The organism is Leucobacter sp. CX87 (assembly GCF_018682295.1).
Classification (GTDB): domain Bacteria; phylum Actinomycetota; class Actinomycetes; order Actinomycetales; family Microbacteriaceae; genus Cx-87.
On the sequence record NZ_JAFIRI010000003.1, the window covers coordinates 1 to 19748 of the forward strand.

Genomic DNA, 19748 nt, shown 5'->3' on the forward strand with positions numbered 1-19748 from the left:
CCACATTCCGTGTCCCGCACTGCCGTGCTGACAAGGGATAACATTACGTTCGATCCGGCCCGCGGGCAAATCACGCCCCGCCGCCGGGCGTGTCCCCCCGGAAACACGCGGAAGTTACAAACCCGAGCCGACCCGGACGATCCACCCCAACCGCGCCAATCCGGCCAAAAGTCGCCAGAAACACCGATTTCGACCTAAATCCCGGGCGTGCCAGGCTCAGAAGCAGGCGAAGCAGCCGGAGCTCACGCATCACTGCCGTTGTCAATGGCCGCGGCCCCAGGCCCGCCCGCAGCGTTGATTGCTTGAAAGTGTCGAATCCGCGATCCGATGCACTCTGCCAACAGAGTGTTCCCGACCCGTGGCGTACGCGAGTAGCGCTACCGACACGGCAGAGGTGTCCGGGAGAAACAGAAAAGCCCGCGTGTGAACGCGGGCTTTTCTCATGGTGGCGAGTGCGAGATTCGAACTCACGAAGTCGATGACAGCTGATTTACAGTCAGATCCCTTTGGCCGCTTGGGTAACTCGCCAGTGGCCGCACAAGTGCGACCAAGAGTCAAGAATAGTACGTCTTTGCGGGGAACGGAAATCGAGGGCGCTCTTCGGCATTTCAGCGTCGGTCTCGGCGTCGCATAGCGCCGGGAAATCGGGCGCTAGAGCAGGCCGTGGTCGGCTGCCGCGCGGATCGCTTCTTCTCGCCCAGACACCCCGAGCTTGCGATAGACGCTGCGCAGTTGCGACTTCACCGTATTCGGCGAGACGTGCAGACGCTCGGCGATCTGCGCGATCTGGTCGCCCACCACGAGCTCCGAGAGCACACGCGCCTCGCGCTCCGTGAGCGCCTCACCCAGGGCGGTGAGTGAAAACGGCTGAGCGAGCGGCTCAAGCCAAAGCTTCGCCGGCGCCAACGGTCGCAGGTCGGCGAGGTCCTCCACGGTGATGAACGAGAGCAGCGAGCGCAGCCGCGTCTCACGAATACGGTGCAGCGCCATCTCAAGCGCATGCTTCGCGATCTCCGTCCGACCCAGGCGGAGCTGAGCGGTGGCCAGGAGCAGGTGCACTTCGGCGGCCTCGCGCGGCCGCAGGCTTCGCTCGCCCAGCACGGTGAGACGAGAAAGCGCATCCTCTGGGCGCCCGACAACGAGCGCGATCCGCGCGAGTGTGCACAGCATCGGGGCGCTCTTCGCCGGACCATACGCCGCCTCTGACGCCTTTGCCGCGGCGCCCGAAGCGAGCAGGAGGTCAGCGCGCATCGCGCGAAGCCGCTCCTCCCATGAGGGGGAAAGCCCCATCCGGCGCATCCCTTCGAGCGCTCGCTCGAGCTCGGCCGCGCCTCGCTCCGCAGCCCCGGTCACGAGTCGCGTGTACGCACTGGTCCACACCGTCGCAGGCCAGAGCTCGCACTCGTGCAGCCGGTCGCGGAGCCCATCGAGTTCGACGAAGGCGTCGAGGACCGCGCCTTGCTCCAGGAGTAGGTGCACGCGCGCGAGCCGCCACGCGGCCGCCTCGAGCGTGCCCTCCGCTTCGCGCATGACTGAGTCGGGGATGGGCGCGAGCGCCCGATCGGCCGACTGCAGGTCGCCACGAATCGTGTGACTCAACGCGAGCAACGCATTCCGGCGGTGCACGAGCGCCGGATACACCTCGTCCGTGATGAGGTTCGCCGCGTCAATGGCGCCTTGGTGATCACCGGCGAGCAAGTTGACCACCGTGAAGTCGATGAGGAGCGAGCTGCTCGCGCCGGCACGGGCCGCCGCGGCCGTCTCGAACTCGACCGTTCCCGGAAGCAAGCGCTGCGCGATCAATCGCGCCTCCGGGTACTCTCGCAGCACGCGATGGCCCACAAATCGCGCTACCTCGAGCAGGAAGCGGTCGGTCGCCGTGTCAGGTATCTGGCGCGACAACAGCTCCGTCAGCCCAGAGCGAATCAGCCGCTCGGTGCGTCCGGAGGGTCGCAAAGCCCGATCGCCCATCACCATCGCGAGCACCATGGCGAGCGTGCCATCCTGTTCGATGCGTTCCTTGGACAGACCGTAGAGCAGGTCCAACATCTCATCGCGCCGATCGACGGTGATCTCGCCCAGTCGGCGAACAAACTGGCCCCACACCGAGCGGTCGAGCCCAGCCTCCACCAAAAGCCGAAGGACATCGACGGGGTCGCCGAGGGCGGCCAGCCGTCGTGCGGCCCTGACCCGCACGGCGCGTCGATCCTCGAGCGGAAGATGTTGTTTGGCTTCGCTTCGAAGCCCGGCCAGCGGCAGGGCATAGAACGTAAACACGCTGCGGCCACGGGGTCGCGTCTCGATGCGACCGAGGCCACGCTGGGCGAATGATTCGACGAGTTCCCACGCACCCCGCGACTCGGCGATCTCGGCGGCGAGAGGCGCGTCAAGCTCGGGACTCAGCGAGAAGCGGCGCGCGGTCTGGCGTTCCTCATCGTCGACAAACACATCGAGCGCGCCGATCGCTGCAACGGAAAGCGCCTCGCTAATGCGGCGCGCGCGCGATCGGGAGGTGCCCGCCCCCGGTGACAGCGGCCGGCACTCCGTAAGCGCGACCCGGACCGCAAGCGCGCTCCCGCGTGTGACGCGGCGAAGCCCCTCTGCCTCGGCCGCAGTCAGGTCGCCCCCCACAGAATCGGAAAGCGCCAAGATCTCGCTGGCGGTCATGGCCAGGTCAGCCGAGTCGATGACATCGATGCCGAGCGTCACCCGGTTCGCGGGCGTCTCAAGCGCGGTACTCCTGCGTGTCGTCACGACGACGCGCAACCAGGGGACGCGGCCAATCAATGCCACGAGCTGCGCCTGAGCGGCCTCCTCTGCGCAGTCCAGGCCGTCAATAACCAGGGCAAGTGAGCGAGGCGCGGCAACGAGGGCGCTCGCAATTGCGGCGGTCGCCTCGCCTACTGGAAGCGCGCCACCTTGGACCGCGACAAGGACGGCCCCCGCCGGTTCAGGCAATACTGCGCGAAGGCCGGTCGCGACGCGCGCCCAAAATTGTCGCGGACTGGCCGCTTCGGGATCAATCAGGACCCAGGAAGTGGGGCGCCCGGCGGCCTGCCGCGTGCGTGCCCATTCAGCCGCCAGCGCGGTCTTGCCGGATCCGGGCTCTGCATGCACGACGAGCGCGCGCGCGGGACCATCAAGGCGTGCGAGCAGTTGCTCTTGCCGCATGGTCACGCTTCCCCCCAATATTCACCCGCTGACTCGCCGTACCGCCAACCGGGTCCCCTCAGCCAAAGGTACCGCGTTCCAGCGCACTTTCCACGTGTATTGGATCGTCGATGCGCAATCTGGTGGCGAGTGCGGTGAGGGTGAGGGCCGCTCCCCCCTCGATGCGGACGGCAGCGCGGGCATCGCCCTTGGTCGGCCCGCGGTTGATGATGGCGATCGGCGTACCCGCCTGTTCCGCCTGGTTCAGCAGGCGGATGCCGGAATTGACGGCGAGCGAAGAGCCCACCACCAACAGGACGCCGCCCGCCGCGACGACCTCACGGGCGGCCTGGAACGTCTCCGCGGGCACATACTCGCCGAAAAAGACGACATCCGGGCGCAGCAAACCCCCGCAGATGGGGCAATGCGGCACCGTCACCCGTTCGAGGTCGACGAGCCCCGCGATTTCGGCGTCCGCGTCGGGGTTTGGTGTCGCGACCGCTCGCGCGGCAGTCTCCGCAAGTTCGGGGTTTGCCTGGTCGATCCACCCGAGCACCTCGGTGCGCGCAAATCGGTGCCCGCCGGGGACGCAGCGAATCATCGCGCCGTTGCCGTGCAGCTCGACCAAACGCTGGGTCCCGGCGAGGCGATGCAAGCCATCGACATTCTGAGTGATGACGCCGCTCAGCCTCCCCGCTCGCTCGAGCGCCGCGAGCGCGAGGTGTGCGGGGTTTGGCCGGGCCTCGCCAAAGGCGCCAGCACCTAGCCGGGCTCCCGCCCAGAAGCGCTGCCGCGCGGCTGCGTCCCCGAGAAACTGCTCGACCCGCATCGGCGTACGCGGCGGCGCACCTTTTCCCCGGTAGTCGGGAATACCCGAGTCGGTGCTGATTCCGGCGCCGGTGAGCGCCGCAATCGGCCGATCCTGCGCCAGGGCAACGAGTCGATCTATCGCGTGAGCATCAATCGATTCCGACGTGTTCTCCGCGTCGCGGCGCGACTCACTGGCAGGATCCTGCCTGTGCTGCCCCGCCATGGCCCGGCCCTACTCGCCGCGGGAAACTCGGGTCATCTCTTCGCGCGAGACGACCTTAATGCGGGTGCGGTCCGCCGCCTCACCGAGGCCGAGCTCGTGCTCGTCGAGACGCTGCCAGCCCTCGATCGTCGTCACGGGGACCTGGCGCTCCTCAAGCAGCGCCGGAATCGCCTCGATGCTCGGGTCGGTCGGACGCCACAGGTTCTCGCGGTCGGCGATGAGGCTCTCGAGGGTCTCGAGGGCATCAGACTTCGTGTGCCCAATCAGGCCGATCGGGCCGCGCTTGATCCAGCCCGTCGCATAGACGCCGGGGATCTGTTCTCCCGACTCGTCGAGCGCGCGGCCGCGGTCATTCGGGATCACGCCACGCGCGTCGTCGAACGGGATCGCGTCGAGCGGGGACCCGAAGTAGCCGACGGCGCGGTACAGCGACTGCACCGGGATAACCTCGAACTCGCCGGTATCGACGACACCGCCGTGTCCGTCGGGGGCCGTGCGTTCGATCTTGAGACCCTCGACGCGGCCGTCCGGGGCGACGACGGCGACCGGCTTCGACCAGAAGTGAAGGAAGAGGCGGCGGCTCGCACCGGGCCCGCCAGCGGCCTCGCGCTCGGCCTGCTCTGCGCGCCACTTGCCAAAGATGCGGGTCATCACGAGGGCCTGCTTGTTCTTCGCTACGAGCTCGTCCGCATACGCGTCCTCGCGATCGAAATCGCGCTCGTCGATCACGACGTCGACATCGCGCACCTCGCCCAGCTCGCGCAGCTCAAGCGGCGTGAACTTCACGTAGGAGGGACCGCGACGGCCGAAGACGTGCACCTCTTCGATGGGGTTCGCCTTCAGCCCCTCGTAGACATTGTCGGGAATCTCGGTGACCAGCAGGTCGTCCGCGTGCTTGATGAGCATGCGCGAGACGTCAAGCGCCACGTTTCCGTTGCCGATGACGGCGACCTGGCGGGCGTCAAGCGGCCAGGTGCGGGGCACGTCAGGGTGCCCGTCGAACCAGCTCACGAAGTCGGCGGCGCCGTACGAGCCTTCGGCGTCGATGCCGGGAATGTCGAGGGCAGCGTCGCGAATGGCGCCGGTCGAGAAGATCACCGCGTGATAGTGGCGCTCGAGGTCGGCGAGCTGCAGGTCGACACCGTAGCGAACGTTTCCAAAGAAGCGGATCCCGCCGTTGTCGAGCACGTCGCGCAGGGCGTTGATGATGCCCTTGATACGCGGGTGGTCGGGCGAGACGCCGTAGCGCACAAGTCCGTAGGGCGCGGGGAGCTGGTCAAAGAGGTCGATCGAGACCTCGAAGTCGCGCTCGGCCTTCTGCAGCAGGTCGGCGGCATAGATGCCAGCCGGGCCGGCACCCACGATCGCCACTCGCATCGGGTTCGGTGCGGCTTCAGTCATTGGTGCTTCTTTCTTCTCAGCTCGCGCGGGTCGCCGCGCACGGGTGTCTGTGGTCGCGTGAACGCGCGGGTCTAGCCTTCGCGTTCGACGATGGAATCGGCCATGCGAGCGAGCGCGCGCGTGACAGCGGAGCGCGGCAACGGGGCCAGGGCAGCCACGGCGTCGGCGGCCCACTGCCGGGCGGTGTCCGCGGTCTCCTGGGTCACGGCATGTTCGCGCAGCGCGATGACCTCCGGGTCCAGCACCGAGGTGTCGGCGCCAGCTTCGATCTGTGCGAGGCCGGCATCGATGCGGGCGAGCAGCGCTGCCGCCTCGGGATCCTGCGGGGCGCGCTCGCGCAGCAGCAAGATCGGGAGCGTCGCGACGCCCGCGCGTAGGTCCGTCCCGGCTCGCTTGCCCGTCCGCTCGGCCTGGGGCGAGAGGTCAATGACGTCGTCAACGAGCTGGAAGGCGACGCCGATCTTCTCGCCGTACTCGGTCACCGGGTCGGCGTACTCCGCCGGGGCACCCGAAAACATGACGCCCATGCGGGCCGCGGTCGCGATCAACGCACCCGTCTTGTCCGCGAGCACCTGGATGTAGTGGGCGATCGCGTCGTCACCCTCCTGCGGACCGACCGTCTCGTGGAGCTGACCAAGGCACAGGCGCTCGAAGGTGCGTGCCTGCAACAGGATCGCCTCCTCGCCCATGCCCGACACTAGGGTCGAGGCGCGCGCGAACAGCAGGTCCCCGGCCAGGATCGCGACGTTGTTGCCCCAGACCGCCTGCGCGGCGGGCACGCCCCGGCGCAGCTTCGCGTCGTCCATGACGTCGTCGTGGTAGAGCGATGCGAGATGCGTCATCTCGATGGCCTGTGCCGCGCGGCGCACGAGCTCGTTGGGGCCCTCTCCCAGCTCGCTCGTGAGGAGGGTCAGCAACGGCCGGATCCGCTTGCCGCCCGCCTCCATGAGATAGCGGCCCGGCGCGTCTGCGATCGGCGAGGCGAACGAGAGCTGCTCAGCAAGGCCCGACTCGACGAGCTCGAGCTCGTCCTGCAGGCGCTTCGCGTGACGCTTGTCCTGCACGTCCTGGAAGAGGCGCAGCGGGAGCGCCTGGGTCGCGGTGTCTTCCGCGAGTGGCCGGATCATCCGTTGTCCTTTGCCTTCGTGGCTGGCTGTGCCGCGGGCTTGGCGGCGGGCTTCGCCGTGGGCTTGGCGGCGGGCTTGGCGGGAGCCTTAGCGGCGGGCTTCTTCTCGGCCTGCTTCGCCGGAACAGACTTCGCCGCAGCGGGCTTCGCCGACTTCTTGGCGGCCGCGGGCTTGGCCTCGGGCTTGGCCGACGCCTGCTCCTCGTGCGCGGGGGCGGCGGCGGCCTTGGCGGGCACGAATCCCCGGTGCAGGGCGGCAATACCGGCGGTCAGGTTCCGGTAGGCCACGCGCTCGAAGCCCGCTTCGCGCATCCAACGCGCGAGCGTGGGCTGATCCGGCCACTGCTCGATCGTCTCGTTGAGGTACTCGTAGGCCTGCTTCGACCCGGTCACGAGGCCGGCGACGCGCGGCAGCACCTGACGCGAGTACCAGGTGTAGGGCGCGCGAATAGCCGCCGCGGGCGTCGAGAACTCGCAGATCACGACGCGTCCGCCCGGCTTCGTCACGCGCAGCATCTCGGCGAGCGCGACCTGCGGCCGGTCGACGTTGCGCAGCCCGAACGAGATCGTGGCGGCATCGAAGCTGTTGTCTTCGAAGGGAAGCTCGGTTGCATCGGCCCACACGAACTCGATGCGCGTGTTGCCCGCCTGGCGCTTGCGCCCCTCGTCGAGCATGCCGTTCGAGAAGTCGGCGGCGACGACGTGCGCGCCCTGTTCGGCCAGCGCGGCACTCGAGGTGCCTGTGCCCGCGGCAAGGTCGAGGATGCGCATTCCCTTGCGTGGGGCGACCGCGCGAACGGTCGCAATACGCCACAGCCGGGTGATCCCGACGGTCAGCACATCATTCATTAGGTCGTAGCGGTGCGGAATCTCGTCGAACATCGCCGAGACATCGCTCGACGACTTCGTTACGGCATCGGGTCGAGTCACGCCTGCCATGGTATCCCGTGTACCCGTGCGCGTTCCGTACATGCCTCAGCTACGGTCATGACGCCGCACGAATGAGGCGGTGCGCGAGCACTCCACCGGTCGCGGTGGCAAGGCCAAAGAGCGCGAACAGCGCCGCCGGTCCCCACGAGGCGCCGCCCGACCAGCCGAGCGAGGCCTGTGCTGCGAGCGGCAGGAACCCGCCCACCACGGCGGCCAGGTTGTAGCCGAGGCTCACGCCCGAGTAGCGCAGCTCCGTCGGGAAGAGCAGGGTCAGCGCCGGGCCCGCGACGCCATAGGCCAGGATCACCGCGGAGAGGCCGAGGCTAACCGCAAGAAACGCTCCGACACCGGAACGCTGGTCCATGAGCCAGAACACCGGAAAGGCGACGAGGGCCGTGGCGATGCCGCCCCAGGCCGTCACTCGGCCGGGGCCAAAGCGCTCGCCGAGTCGCCCCGAAAGCAGCGTGACGCCCACTTGAACGACAGCGGCCACCAGCGTCGCGTTGACCATGAGTTGGCGGTCGATGCCGCGCTCGTTCGCGCCGAAGTTCACGAGGAAGGTGTTCATGAAGTAGAACCCGCCGACGCCGAGCAGGGACACCAGGATCGCGACACCGAGCCGGCCAGGGGTGCGGCGCAGCACCGCGAGCATCGGCACGCGGACGCGCTTGCCCTCGGCGACGAGGCCCCTAAACGATGGCGACTCCTCGATCCTGCGCCGCAGGAAGACCGCGACGAGCAGGAACGGGATCGCGAGCAGGAACGGCACACGCCAGCCCCAGGCGTCAAACGACGCGGGGGGCAGCAGCAGGACGATCGTGAACGCGCCGCTCGAGAGCAGGGTCGCGATCGGCGAGGAGAGCTGCACCAGGGCGGCGAGCCGGTTGCGGTGCTCCCTCGGCGCGTGCTCGATCGCGATGGTCATCGCGCCGCTCCACTCGCCGCCGACGGCCACCCCCTGCACAAGGCGCAGAACCACGAGCAGGATCGGCGCGGCGATACCGATCGCGAAGAAGTCGGGAAGCACGCCGATCAGCGCGGTCGCAATGCCGATGAGCACCACGCTCAGAATCAGCGTGGGCTTACGGCCGATCCGGTCGCCGAGGGACCCGAAGATCACCGCGCCGAGCGGGCGCGCGACGAAACCGATGCCGAACGTGGCAAAGGCGGCCAGCGACGCGGCCCACGGGTCGAGCTCCGTGAAGAACAGCCGATTGAACACGAGCGCGGCGGCAAGCCCGAAGAGGTAGTAGTCGTACCACTCCATCGCGGTGCCGACGAGGGCGGCGACCGCGACACGGCGGGCCTCGGGAAGGCTGAGTTGCTCACGCATTTGGCTGATTCTACGGGCAAGCGCATGCCGCGGGCGGGCGGCGCTCAGTCGCGGACGAGTAGATTAGTGGGGTGACGAGCGAGCCCCTTTTCCCGCGACTGCGCGCCGTCACGCGACCCCTCAGCGAGATTCCCGACCTCCTCGCCCTGGCGGACCCTGCGGCACCGCTCGCCTGGATCCGGGGCGACCGCGGCTGCGTGGGCATCGGCGAGGCCCTGCGCCTGAGCTTCACCGGGCCCGACCGATTCGCGCGCGCGGCGGACGCCTGGCGCGAAGTCGCAAAGCAGGCGACCATCGACGACCCGGTGCAGCTTCCCGGCTCGGGGCTCGTCGCCCTCGGCACGTTCGCGTTCGCCGACGACAGCGCGGCCGAGAGCGTCCTGATCGTCCCGCGCGTGCTCGTCGCGCAGCACCGCGGAACCGCCTGGGTGACGCTCGTGAGCGATACGGCAGAGGAGGCCGCGGCTCCCCACGTTCCTGCAGACATTCCGGCAGGATCCTGGCCCGGCGCCGCGGTGGACCCCGCCCCGGGCAGCGAAGACGACTTCCGCGCGGCCGTCGTGGAGGCGACCGCTCGCATCGCCCGCGGCGAGGCCGAGAAGATCGTATTATCGCGCCAGTTGCACGGCGCGGTCGCCGCAGACGCAGACCTGCGCGTGCCCATTCGCCGACTCGCCGAGCGCTACCTCGACTGCTGGACGTTCGCAATCGACGGGCTCGTGGGCGCGAGCCCCGAGACGCTCATTCGCTCGACGGGAGGCGCCGTGTCCGCTCGCGTACTCGCGGGCACTCGCCCGCGCGGGGCTGACGCGATCACCGATGCGCACTCGCGGGATGCCCTCCTCACGAGCGATAAGGATCAGCACGAGCACGCATTCGCGATCGACAGCGTCGTCGCTGCCCTCGAACCGCACGTCCGCGAGCTGCACGCCAGCGAACAGCCGTTCGCGCTCGAGCTGCCGAATGTCTGGCATCTCGCCACCGACCTGGGCGCCCGCCTAGCCGACGACGCCACCTCGATCGAGCTTGCGGGAGCGCTGCATCCGACCGCCGCAATCGCCGGCACCCCGACCCCGGTCGCGGTCGCCGCGATCGGGGAAATCGAGACGTTCGATCGTGGCCGCTACTCGGGCGCCGTCGGCTGGACGGACGCCGCGGGCGACGGCGAGTGGGTGATCGCGCTGCGCTGCGCGCAATTCGGGCCGGCGTCCTCCGGGGCTCGGCACGTCACCGCCTCGGCGGGAGGGGGCATCGTGGCCGGCTCGGATCCTGACCGCGAGCTCGCCGAGACCGTGTCAAAGTTTCGCCCCGTAGTTGAGGCGTTCGCCCCGCCAGCGCACCCCGCGTCGTAAAATTGGGTATGCCACTCCCCCCGAGCAAGCTCGAGCTCCAGCGTGAGCAGCGCAAGATCGAAACGCGCGCCCGAATTCTCGCCGCCTCGGACACGCTCTTCACCACACGAGGCTATGAGCACACGTCGGTCGACGACATCGCGGAGGCGGCGGGAATCGCGAAGCGGACCGTCTACCTGCATTTCGCCTCAAAGGCAGCGATCCTGCTGGCGTACTTCGACGACTGGCTCGATGCCTTCACGGATCTCTTTCTCCTGCGTCCCGTGGACGAACCCGTCCTCGAGAGCACGCGGGTGACGACGCTCAGCATGGCGCAGAACGGCTGGATCGATGCCGCGGAGAGCCAGGGCGAGGTGAACCCCTTCGTCGAGCACCTCGTGGCGGGCTCGCCCGAGATCGCCGGCCACGTGTTTCAGAGCTGGATCCGCGCGCAGGGCCGAATCGCTGAGGACTACGCGCGGCGCATTGCCGTGCCGGTAAATTCACCCCTGCCCGCCGCGCGAGCGCTCTCCGTATTTCTCGTCTGGCACTCCTCGGTGCTCGCGGCACGCGACCCGGCCCTCACGGAGCATGCCCGCTCCGGCGCCTTCGGAATGGATGTCTTCGCTGTCATTGCCCACGGCGAGATCTGAGTCAGCGCTCACGAATGAGCGGGCGTGTGGTCCCCGTTTTCACGGAGCCCACGCGCCCGCTCATTCAATGAAACGCGCTGGCTACACCCTCTGAGGCAGGCGCTGCTCTGCGGTCCTGCGCCGACTCAGCACGAGCACTGCCGCGCCACACGCGATCGCCAACAGCGCGAGCAAGCCGGCAACCCAGGGCAGGATCGCGCCGGTGAGCGCGAGCACGCCGAGCAGGACGCTCGCGTCGTCGGTGTCGCGGCCGGCATCGTCTGGGTTCCCGAAGGTGAAGTAGTCCACCACCGCGACGTTGACGATCTTCGTGGCCTTGCTCTCGGGCGACACGGTCACGTGCATCGTGATCGTCGGCGCGGCCGACGCCCCGAGTCCCGCGCCCGCTGGCTGCAGCGGCCCGAACAGGGTGCAGGTCAGCATGCCGCCGTACCCCTGCTCGCTCGCGCCTTCGACGGAGCAGCTCTCCCAGTTCGGGAACACCGAGCTGTCGCCCTTGCCCGGCCAGTTCACCTCGGTCACCTTGAGGTCAGCCGGCACCTTATCAGTGACGACCACACCGTCCGCGGCGGTATCGGTGCTGAGGTTGTGCGTGGCGAGCGTGTACGTGAACGCCTCGCCCGCCTCAACCCGGTTCGTGCTGGCCGTCTTCTCGATCTCCACGTCCGCGTGCCGCGGCGAGGCGCAGTCGGCCGTGAGCTCGGGGAACGCGACATCAAAGCTCAGCGTCGGGTTCACGCTGAACGTCACCGTCGAGGCTCCTCGCCACGCGAAGTCGAGCTCGCTCGGATCCACAATCATGCCGTTCTTCACGAACATGGCCTGCTCAGGCTGCGTCATGATCTTCGCGGTGCCCGGCAGGTGGTAGCCGCCGCTTGGAGCATAGTCAGCAGCCTGCAACGGCCGCCATCCGGGGTAGTCCGTTGCGACGCCTGACGCCGAGAACGCGGTGCCCGGCCATGCTGCGTCTGCGCGCCAAGACGCAGATCCGCCCGGCTGGGAGATCGATACCTGACCCGGGGCCGTCGCGGTAGTCGCGCCGTTCGGTGCCCACAGCAGGTCGATCGGCGTATCCCGCAACAGCTTTGACTTCGAGACGACCCAGCCCAGACGCGGAGCATCGGCAACACACGTGGCGTAGACAAATGCTTGGACGTCCTTGACGGGGACGTCGGCCTCGTCGCAATTGTTGTCGGGGTTGCTGTCCGCTTCCATCGCCACACACGCGATGTTCGTGAAGGTATCCACCACCGTTGGCGCCTCCGGGGCGCTCCCCGGCGTCACTTCGGCGACTCCGACCGGTTCAGGCACAAACACGACGGTCACGGTGACCGCCACCGATTGACCCACCGCGAGTGAGTCAAGGGTCAGGTCGACATTGTTCGGGGCGTTGGTGTACCCCGGAGCGCTGCCCCAGGTCACGCCGGTGCCCACCGTCAGGCCCGTGATCTGCAGGCGGTCGTGGATATCGTCGTCCGTCACGCGGACTTCGGTTGCCGCCGTGGTGCCGTGGTTCGTCACCGTCAGCACGTAGTCGAACGACTCACCCGGTTCGGCCGCGCCGTCGGCACCGAGGCCGCTCGCGGTCTTCTCGATCCCCACGTCGGGAAGCTGTACGGGAGCGCAGGCGTCGTCGGTGTCGGAGTAGTCCCCCGAGGTGACGGTCGCGTTGTTCCCGACGATGATGCCCGGGGCCCCGTCACACACGCCGATCGCGTCCGGTTCCGCCGCGGTCACCCGAACCTTGGCAGACACGGCGTAGGAATGCAGGGCATCCGCCGGAGTCAGCTCGCCGCCCGAAACGATGGTCCACGTTCCGCGACCATCCCACTCTGCGGCCGTCGGTGCCGGGGTGTCGGCGACCGCAGCCGCCGCCCACCTGCCGGTCAGTTCGACGCCTGCGGGAAGCTCAGGGGCATCGGTGAGGTCATACGCCACCGGGCTCGGCAGCGGCACCAGGGTGGTGGCCGGGTAGGTCACATCCACCTGGTACGCCAACGTCCAAGTGCCGTCCTTGTGGTCGACGACCGAACTCAGCGTCTTCTCCACCTCGGGGAAGTGCGGTTCAGCGCAGGCAGCAACCGGCGTAGTCCGGCCTCCCGAGCTCAACAGACCCGTATTCAGGAACCCTCCGGGGTCGCCGTCAGGCAGGCACGCGGTGGTGCCGTCCTCAAGCGCCTCGTCGGTCACCGATGCGACCACCCGCACGGTGTACGTGTGGGTTTGACCGGCGCCGATGTTCTTCCCACTCGCCAGGGACTGCGACGCGCTCACGTCCGCGAACGTGCCCGTCCCTGCCCCCGTCCAGGAGGCGCTTCGCGCGGTGATTCCCTCCCCGAATGCGAGTCGATCCGACAGGTCGTACTTTGCCGAGCGCCCCTCGGGGTTTGCGTCACCCTGCGGTGCCAGCGTGACCACGAGGTCGTAGAGCACGCTCCATTCACCGGTCGCCGGGTCTTGGGCCACGCTGCGCGCGGTCTTCGTGACCCCTGGGTACACACGCTGCTCGGTCGGCAGGCAGTCCGCGTCGGTGCGGTCGATCAGGCCGACCGTCAAGGTGGCACTGTTGAAGAAGCCGGTACCCTCGCCCGCGCACACGCCCGTTTCCTGTACAAACTCGTCGGTGATCTCGACCACCCAGACGACCCGATACACGTGCACTTCAGCCGCCCCCAGCGGATGGTCGACGACGAAGGGCTCGCCCTCGACAACCGGCAATACCGGGACGGGTGCGGAGGCCCCAGCGTCAGTGCGCTGGGCCGTCGCCGACAGGCGCGTGATGCCCGAAGCAAAGTACGGCTGGTCCATCACCGAATAGAAGGTCGCGTCGCCACCCGAGGTCACGGTCACGTCATACGAGACGGCCCAGCGCGACGCGTCGAGCGGGTCTTGCATTGCTGAGACCCCACGCTTTTCGATGACCGGCAGCCGCGGCGGCGCACACGCTTCCGCTGAATCAGACTCGCCATTTGCGGTCACCTGGGCCACGTTGAGGAAGCCGCTCGCGCCCATCCCCTCGCCGCCCAGACAGACCAGCGTGTCGCCTTCCCAGCCCTCGGCGGAGATAGTGGCGTGTGCCGTCACCTGGTAGGTCTCGACTCCGGCCTCGCCGGTGAGTGGCGCAAGCGTGCGCCCGGTAGCGAGTTGCGCCCGCCACGTCGGGCCGCTGAACACGCCCGAAGTCGGGCCGCTCCACGCAGCATCCGTCACCACGATGTCGCCCCCAAAGGTCAGCTCGTCCGTGAGGTCGTACACGGCCGGCAGGGTGCTCGACTGATTGGTCACGACAACGTCGTAGATGATCCGCCAGGTGCCGTCGACAAGCTGCTCCGTCGACGCGACCGTCTTGTCGACGTCAACGCCGGGGCGCACGATATCCGTGCAGGCTTCGTCGGTGTTCCCACCGACCCCGTTCGTCACCGTCGCGCTGTTCCAGACGCCTCCGCCGCCCGGGGTCGCACAGTCGAGCACATCGGCATCGACTGACGGCGACACCGAGACCGTGCGCGACACGGTGAAGACGTGCGTGTCGCCCACGGCGAGCATTCCGGTTGCCACCTGGGTGTCGCTTCCGCCGTTCCAGGCGAGGTTCCGGGTCGCCGACCCCTCCGCGGAGATCGTCGGGTCGCCGACCGTCCACGCGCCGCCACTCAGGCCGGCGGGCAGTGCATCGGGCGTGTCCGTCAGGGAATACCACAGAGAGATCGGAGCCGGGTTCGTCACCGTCAACTGATAGTTCAGCGTCCATTCCCCGAGCGCATTGCTCACTGCGGCGAGCGCGACCTTGTCGACGACTGGGCTCGCGGGGGTGCCGCAGCCATCGTCGCTGTCAGTGCCACCCGGATAGGTGACGGTCGCAGTGTTGAAGAAGGCCGTGTCCGGGCCCGCGCAGACCAGTCCGCTCGGGGGGACCGGGTCGGTCTCCGCCGTCGCAGTCACGCGGTAGACGTACTGGTGAATGCCGTTAGCGCCGATCTGCACGTCCGTCAGGTTCGGCTCATCGACCCATCCTTCCGACTGAATCTCGTAGACCTCGGCGAACCGGGGGGTGTCCGTCAGCGAGTACACCGTGGGCAGCGCATGCGCATTCGTGACCGTCACGGTGTAGTCGAGCTGCCAGGCGCCACCGTCGAGCTGGGTAACGTCCGCGTCAGATTTCTCCACGGACACGGGAACCGTAACCGGCTCCGTGCAGGCCTCCGCGTTGTCGTCGAAGACCCCGTTCGTCACCGTCGAGCGGTTCCAGATACCGGTTCCGTCCTCAGCAGTCGCCGAGCAGCGCAGGGCTTCAGGGTCGACCACCGCAGACAGCAGAACCGCCGCAGTGACCGTATAGGTGTGCGTCGCACCGCTCGGGATCATGCCCCGCGCGATCTCGGTCTGGCCGGCGCCATCCCACCCGGGGGTAAGCGTCGCCGACCCGCCGCCTGCCGGCGAGATCGCGGGCCCGGCCACCGACCAGGGAGTGGTGAGCGTCACGCCCGCGGGCAGCTCGGCCGGCGCGTCGGTCGCCGTGTAGGCAAGCAGGAGCCCGCTGGTGTTGGTGACACGCACGGTGTAGCGGAGGTTCCACGCACCGTTCGTGCCGACGCTCGGCGCAGCGGCGCTCTTGGTGATCTTCGGGCCGCGCGGTTCACCGCAGGCATCGTCCGAGTCGGTTCCTCCAGGGAAGGTGACGGTCGCGACGTTGTAGAACGCGCCGCCGTCTCCCGGCGTACACGTGAGCTCCGGATCTGCCACCGTCGCGTCAAAGGCGGCGATCACGCGATAGACGTAGCTGTGCTGACCGCTGACCGCAATGACGGTGTCGGCCGCAGGAGCGGCGCCGAACCACCCGTGGCTCACGGGAGTGAACCCCAGGCCGAGGTCGGGAAGGTCCGTCAAGGTGTAGACAGTGGCGTACGTCGAAGAGGTGTTCTTCACAACGACGTTGTAGTCGATCTGCCAGGTGCCGTCGGCGAGCTGCTGCACGGCACCGTCAGACTTGTCCACAGTGACCGGGGGCGTCTCTCCGCCGGAACAGCCGGTGTCGTCGCGCGTGATGTCGCCGGACTGGACGATGGCCCGGTTGATGAGCCCCCCATCGGTGACCTCGCACTTCTCAAGCGGCGTCGCCCCCGCCGTGGGCAGGATCACGCCGGCCACCGTGTAGGTGTAGGTGGTCCCGGCGGGGATCCTGCCTTCCCAGACCACACCGGCACCTGCCGGGTAGGCGGAGTTCAGGGATGCAGGAGATCCTGCGGCGGCCGCGACGTTCCAGGCGCCGCCGACGAGTGTCCAGCCCGCCGGCGCGGCGGGGAACTGGTCGCTCAAGGTGGCCTGCAGTTCGACGCTGCTGGGGTTTCGTACCTCAATCGTGTAGCTGGTGTTCCACGAGGCGTCCGGGTTCTGCGTGGACACGTGACCGCGCTTGTTCACCTCGGGAAACTCCGGGGGTTCGCAGGCGTGCGCCTCTCCGACGATCTTGATCTCGCCCGCCTTGTACAACTGCACGGTGTTCAGGAAGCCGCCCGCCTCTGGGGCGGCCGACCCGACGTCGCAGACCGCGTGGGATCCTTCCAACGCCTCCATGCGCACCGCGGCGTTGACCGCGATCTCGTAGACGTGGCTTCCGGTTGCGGCGAGCAACTCGACGTTGCTGGCCAGTCTGGTGTTCGGGGGCAGCCCGCTCCACGTGGGCACGAGCGTCACGCCGCCTGGCGCTGAAACCACAGTCGCCGAACTCACGTCAATGCCGGTGCCGAACTTGAGCTCATCGACGAGGTTGTAGCGGTAGGTCGAGGTGCTCGAGAGGTTGACGACCGTCACACGGTAGGTGATCGTCCAGGTGCCGTCAGCGTTCTGCACGTTGCTGACGACGCTCTTCGAGATAGTGCCCTCGCCTGCGATGGCGGTGTTCACGATGCGACAGGTAAGATCTTGGCCTGCGGCGGGCGTGACCTTGTTCCCGCCGGTCACCGCAACGCTCGTCTGGGTGCCTGTTTCCACGCACACCCAGGCGGGAGCGGCGGTGTAGCCCGAGGGGCCCGCCTCACTCAAGGTGTACGTCACACCGGCAATGACCCGGCCGCTGATGGCCGCCACGTCGGGGGTCGTGATCGTACCGACACCGTTGATGGCTCGAGTGGCGCCGTCGGCGGCGGTCAGCGTCCACAGGTCTGCAGTCGACACGCCTCCGGCGGAGTTGTCGACCTCCTTTTCGAGCGTGAGCGTCTGCGCGCGTGCCGCGTTGGTCACGTCGCAGTGCACGTCAGCGTTCGGCATCACAAAGGTGGTCTCCGTGCCTGCGGCGCCACACGACCAGGTGGTGGTGTAGCTGCCCGCGCCAGCGAGCGTTTCGGCGACGGTCACTGCCGACCCGACCGCGATGTTCGCCTTGGTCACGGTGTTCGCGGCGTCCGTCCACGAGCCGTTCGTGTGCCCCGCCGTCACGGTCGAGGTCTTGCCGGTGCCGCCGTTGATCGTGAGTTCCGCGGTATCGCCACGCACCCCGTCGATCCAGGTCTTGGTGAGCGTAACCTGCCGGGTCGCGTTGGTATTCGTGAACGTGCAAGTGATGTCAGCCGCGATCGTCGTGAACTGGCCATTTACCGGGACGACACCGTTGTCACAGGCCAGGGCTGCCGAGTAGGCACCCTTGAGCGGATTGCCGGCCAGTGTCTCAGCGACGGTGACCGGTACACCGGCCGGGTAGGACTGCGAGACCACGACGCCGTCGACCGGGGCGGTCGACGTGCCCCCGGCGCTGCCGGTGAGCGAGACGATGGCCTGATCCCCAGGAATGCTGTTGACCCAGTCCTTGACCACGGTCACGGAGTAGAGCTGGGGAGCCTTGTTCACGAAGGTGCAGTGAATGCTCGCGCCGGCGATGGCGTCAAAGGTCGCAGAGGTGCCCGACCAGGTAATGTCCGCGGGTTCCCCGCGGACGAGACACACCGATTGGGTCGTATCGAGGACATATCCCGGGAGGCCCGGTTCTTCCGTGATCGTCACCTGGGGGGTGGTTCCGGCGCGTCCCTCGAAGGTCGCACTCGTCATGCCGGTCGTTCCCTCAATCGAGCTCGTGGCGGGGAAGGCTCCGATGATTGTCTCGGGGGTCGTGCTGCTTGCCGTGAAGTTCCAGCCATCCGCCTCGGGGGCGTTCTCGATGATGGTTCCCGAGGCGTCCGCGATCTTTTTCTGCACCGTGATCGTTTCGGGGCACATGCCCTCCGCGAGGTTGCGCAGGATATCGCCGAAGTTCTCGTTGGATCCGAGGAAGTAGTCTGAGTTCCGCTGCGGCCCCGCCACCGCCGCGAGGTTGACGTCGCTGCCCTGCAGGCCGATGCCGATGCCGATCAGGCGCTGCCCGGTCGACTTGATCTTGTTCGCCGAGAAGATGGCCTGCTCGACGTATGCGAATCGGCTGTACTGTCCGGCTCCAGCGCCTCCGCCATCGACGGTCGGGTTGCCGTCCGTGAGGACAATGACCGAGTCGTAGCCCGTGCCGACCTGGTTGAGCCCGGCGTCCCAGTTCGTCGCGCCGCCGACCGTGAGGGCGTTCGCATAGGCGCCGACAGCGGCAATGTCGTCGGCGACGAGCATGGACAAGTCGAGCTTCCGAGTGCCGGGGACATCGCTGAAGGAGTAGAGGGAGATCGTCGACGGCGTGCCGCGGAGCACCTCGGCGAAACTCTTGACCGCTGCCTTGAGATTCCTGATCCGGTCACCAGACATCGATCCGGACGTGTCGAGCACGAGCGCGATGTTCTGCCCGCACACCTGTCGCGGCGCGGGGTTATTCATCGACAGGGCCAGCTTGCCCGAGAAGCGATTGTCCGCGGTCCACTGACCGTCTCGGGTGTCGTCGTAGTAGTTGGTGTCGACGTTGCCGAAGCTCGCACCGGAGACGTGCAGGGTCTTCCCGTTACCGGCGATAGCCGTGAGGAACTGGTACGGCTTGGCATCGACGCTATTCATCCCACCGAAGCCGAGCGTTCGCGTGGCGTAGTAGTCGGACGTGACGGGATAGGCGTTCTGCCCGGGCGGGATGGTATCGGGGATCTTCGCCCAGACGAGCCATCGCTTGCCCGCGGGAACGTCGATCGTGCAGGTGCCCGCGACCAGCGCACACTCGTAGGACGGCGAGGTCGGCTGCTTGTACTCGCGCGCCATGTACACCGCGCCGTCAGTCGGAGGCAGCACCACCGCCCGGTTGTTGGAGTCGCGCTCGCCACCGACGTGCACGACGAGATGGGCGACCGGGCCCGTGATCGCGAGCGGCGCGATCCCGGGATCCGAGAGCTCGGCGGGTGTTTCCGGAGCATTCTCGGCAATCGGTGCTTCCCCCGCCTCCGGGGTGCTCGGCTCCCCCGGCTCGACAGCAGGGCCTGCCGGTTCTTCCGGCTCGGTCGCCGGGTCCGTTCCCGTGTCGGGTGTCGTACCGACCTCACCCTCAGGCTCGGACACGGTTCCCGTCGGGGGCGGAGAATCCACCGCGAGGGCGGTCTGGGCGGGGAGGACAACGGCGCCCGAGAGCAGCACCGCCAGGCCGCCGGCAATCCAACGGCGACGCACCGTCAGCAGGCGTTCCTGTGCGCGGCGTTCCCGGAGCGAACGACGCGCGCCGATCTGTCGTGCTGATTTTTGGCGCGTGAAGGTACGCATTTCCATCCCCCTGCTGCAGTGGCTTGTCCTCTTGTTGGAGCCATGACGAGTCATGACCGCCGCAGAACATCTCGCGGCTTGCGCACTATCGGAGGCCCCCACTTCCAGCAACGCGCTCACTGCACTCGGTGCAGTCACTAGGGAA

Annotated in this window: 9 protein-coding genes and 1 tRNA gene; 2 read left to right on the forward strand and 8 right to left on the reverse strand. The window is 68.0% G+C overall.

Annotated elements, in window-relative coordinates; genetic code table 11:
* Positions 1-443: 443 nt before the first annotated feature.
* The 7 genes from KOE53_RS05080 to KOE53_RS05110 form a co-directional block, all read right to left on the reverse strand.
* Positions 444-528, reverse strand: a tRNA-Tyr gene (locus KOE53_RS05080).
* Between the two features lie 123 nt (positions 529-651).
* The gene (locus tag KOE53_RS05085; protein ID WP_251364169.1) at positions 652-3171 is read right to left on the reverse strand and encodes a helix-turn-helix transcriptional regulator; all 2520 of its coding nucleotides are present in this window, start codon (positions 3169-3171) and stop codon (positions 652-654) included.
* Between the two features lie 58 nt (positions 3172-3229).
* The gene (locus KOE53_RS05090; RefSeq protein ID WP_188057666.1) at positions 3230-4183 is read right to left on the reverse strand and encodes a Sir2 family NAD-dependent protein deacetylase; all 954 of its coding nucleotides are present in this window, start codon (positions 4181-4183) and stop codon (positions 3230-3232) included.
* 9 nt (positions 4184-4192) lie between these two features.
* On the reverse strand, positions 4193-5584 hold the full coding sequence (locus KOE53_RS05095; RefSeq protein ID WP_251364166.1) for an FAD-dependent oxidoreductase: 1392 nt from the start codon (positions 5582-5584) through the stop codon (positions 4193-4195).
* Positions 5585-5655: 71 nt separating this feature from the next.
* Positions 5656-6711: a polyprenyl synthetase family protein gene (locus KOE53_RS05100; protein WP_188046434.1), complete on the reverse strand. Its 1056-nt coding sequence runs from the start codon at positions 6709-6711 to the stop codon at positions 5656-5658.
* The gene (locus KOE53_RS05105) at positions 6708-7649 is read right to left on the reverse strand and encodes a class I SAM-dependent methyltransferase (protein WP_188057667.1); all 942 of its coding nucleotides are present in this window, start codon (positions 7647-7649) and stop codon (positions 6708-6710) included. The genes KOE53_RS05100 and KOE53_RS05105 overlap by 4 nt, the downstream gene beginning before the upstream one ends.
* Before the next feature lie 46 nt (positions 7650-7695).
* Positions 7696-8973 (reverse strand): MFS transporter, encoded by a 1278-nt coding sequence (locus KOE53_RS05110; RefSeq protein WP_188057668.1) that lies wholly within the window; start codon positions 8971-8973, stop codon positions 7696-7698.
* 71 nt (positions 8974-9044) lie between these two features.
* On the opposite strand from KOE53_RS05110, the gene KOE53_RS05115 reads away from it, so the two are divergent.
* Positions 9045-10325, forward strand: a complete 1281-nt coding sequence (locus KOE53_RS05115; RefSeq protein WP_188057669.1) for an isochorismate synthase — start codon at positions 9045-9047, stop codon at positions 10323-10325.
* 8 nt (positions 10326-10333) lie between these two features.
* Positions 10334-10957, forward strand: a complete 624-nt coding sequence (locus KOE53_RS05120) for a TetR/AcrR family transcriptional regulator (RefSeq protein ID WP_188057670.1) — start codon at positions 10334-10336, stop codon at positions 10955-10957.
* An 81-nt stretch (positions 10958-11038) separates the two neighbouring features.
* Here KOE53_RS05120 and KOE53_RS05125 read toward each other — a convergent pair whose 3' ends face one another.
* Positions 11039-19603 (reverse strand): DUF11 domain-containing protein, encoded by an 8565-nt coding sequence (locus KOE53_RS05125; RefSeq protein WP_188057671.1) that lies wholly within the window; start codon positions 19601-19603, stop codon positions 11039-11041.
* Between the last annotated feature and the right edge of the window lie 145 nt (positions 19604-19748).

Excerpts from the sequence above, each read along its gene's own strand:
- KOE53_RS05125 (WP_188057671.1), bottom strand. The coding sequence starts at position 19,603 with ATGCGTACCTTCACGCGCCAAAAATCAGCACGACAGATCGGCGCGCGT.
- KOE53_RS05085 (WP_251364169.1), bottom strand. The coding sequence starts at position 3,171 with ATGCGGCAAGAGCAACTGCTCGCACGCCTTGATGGTCCCGCGCGCGCG.
- KOE53_RS05120 (WP_188057670.1), top strand. The coding sequence starts at position 10,334 with ATGCCACTCCCCCCGAGCAAGCTCGAGCTCCAGCGTGAGCAGCGCAAG.
- KOE53_RS05095 (WP_251364166.1), bottom strand. The coding sequence starts at position 5,584 with ATGACTGAAGCCGCACCGAACCCGATGCGAGTGGCGATCGTGGGTGCC.
- KOE53_RS05090 (WP_188057666.1), bottom strand. The coding sequence starts at position 4,183 with ATGGCGGGGCAGCACAGGCAGGATCCTGCCAGTGAGTCGCGCCGCGAC.
- KOE53_RS05110 (WP_188057668.1), bottom strand. The coding sequence starts at position 8,973 with ATGCGTGAGCAACTCAGCCTTCCCGAGGCCCGCCGTGTCGCGGTCGCC.
- KOE53_RS05105 (WP_188057667.1), bottom strand. The coding sequence starts at position 7,649 with ATGGCAGGCGTGACTCGACCCGATGCCGTAACGAAGTCGTCGAGCGAT.
- KOE53_RS05100 (WP_188046434.1), bottom strand. The coding sequence starts at position 6,711 with ATGATCCGGCCACTCGCGGAAGACACCGCGACCCAGGCGCTCCCGCTG.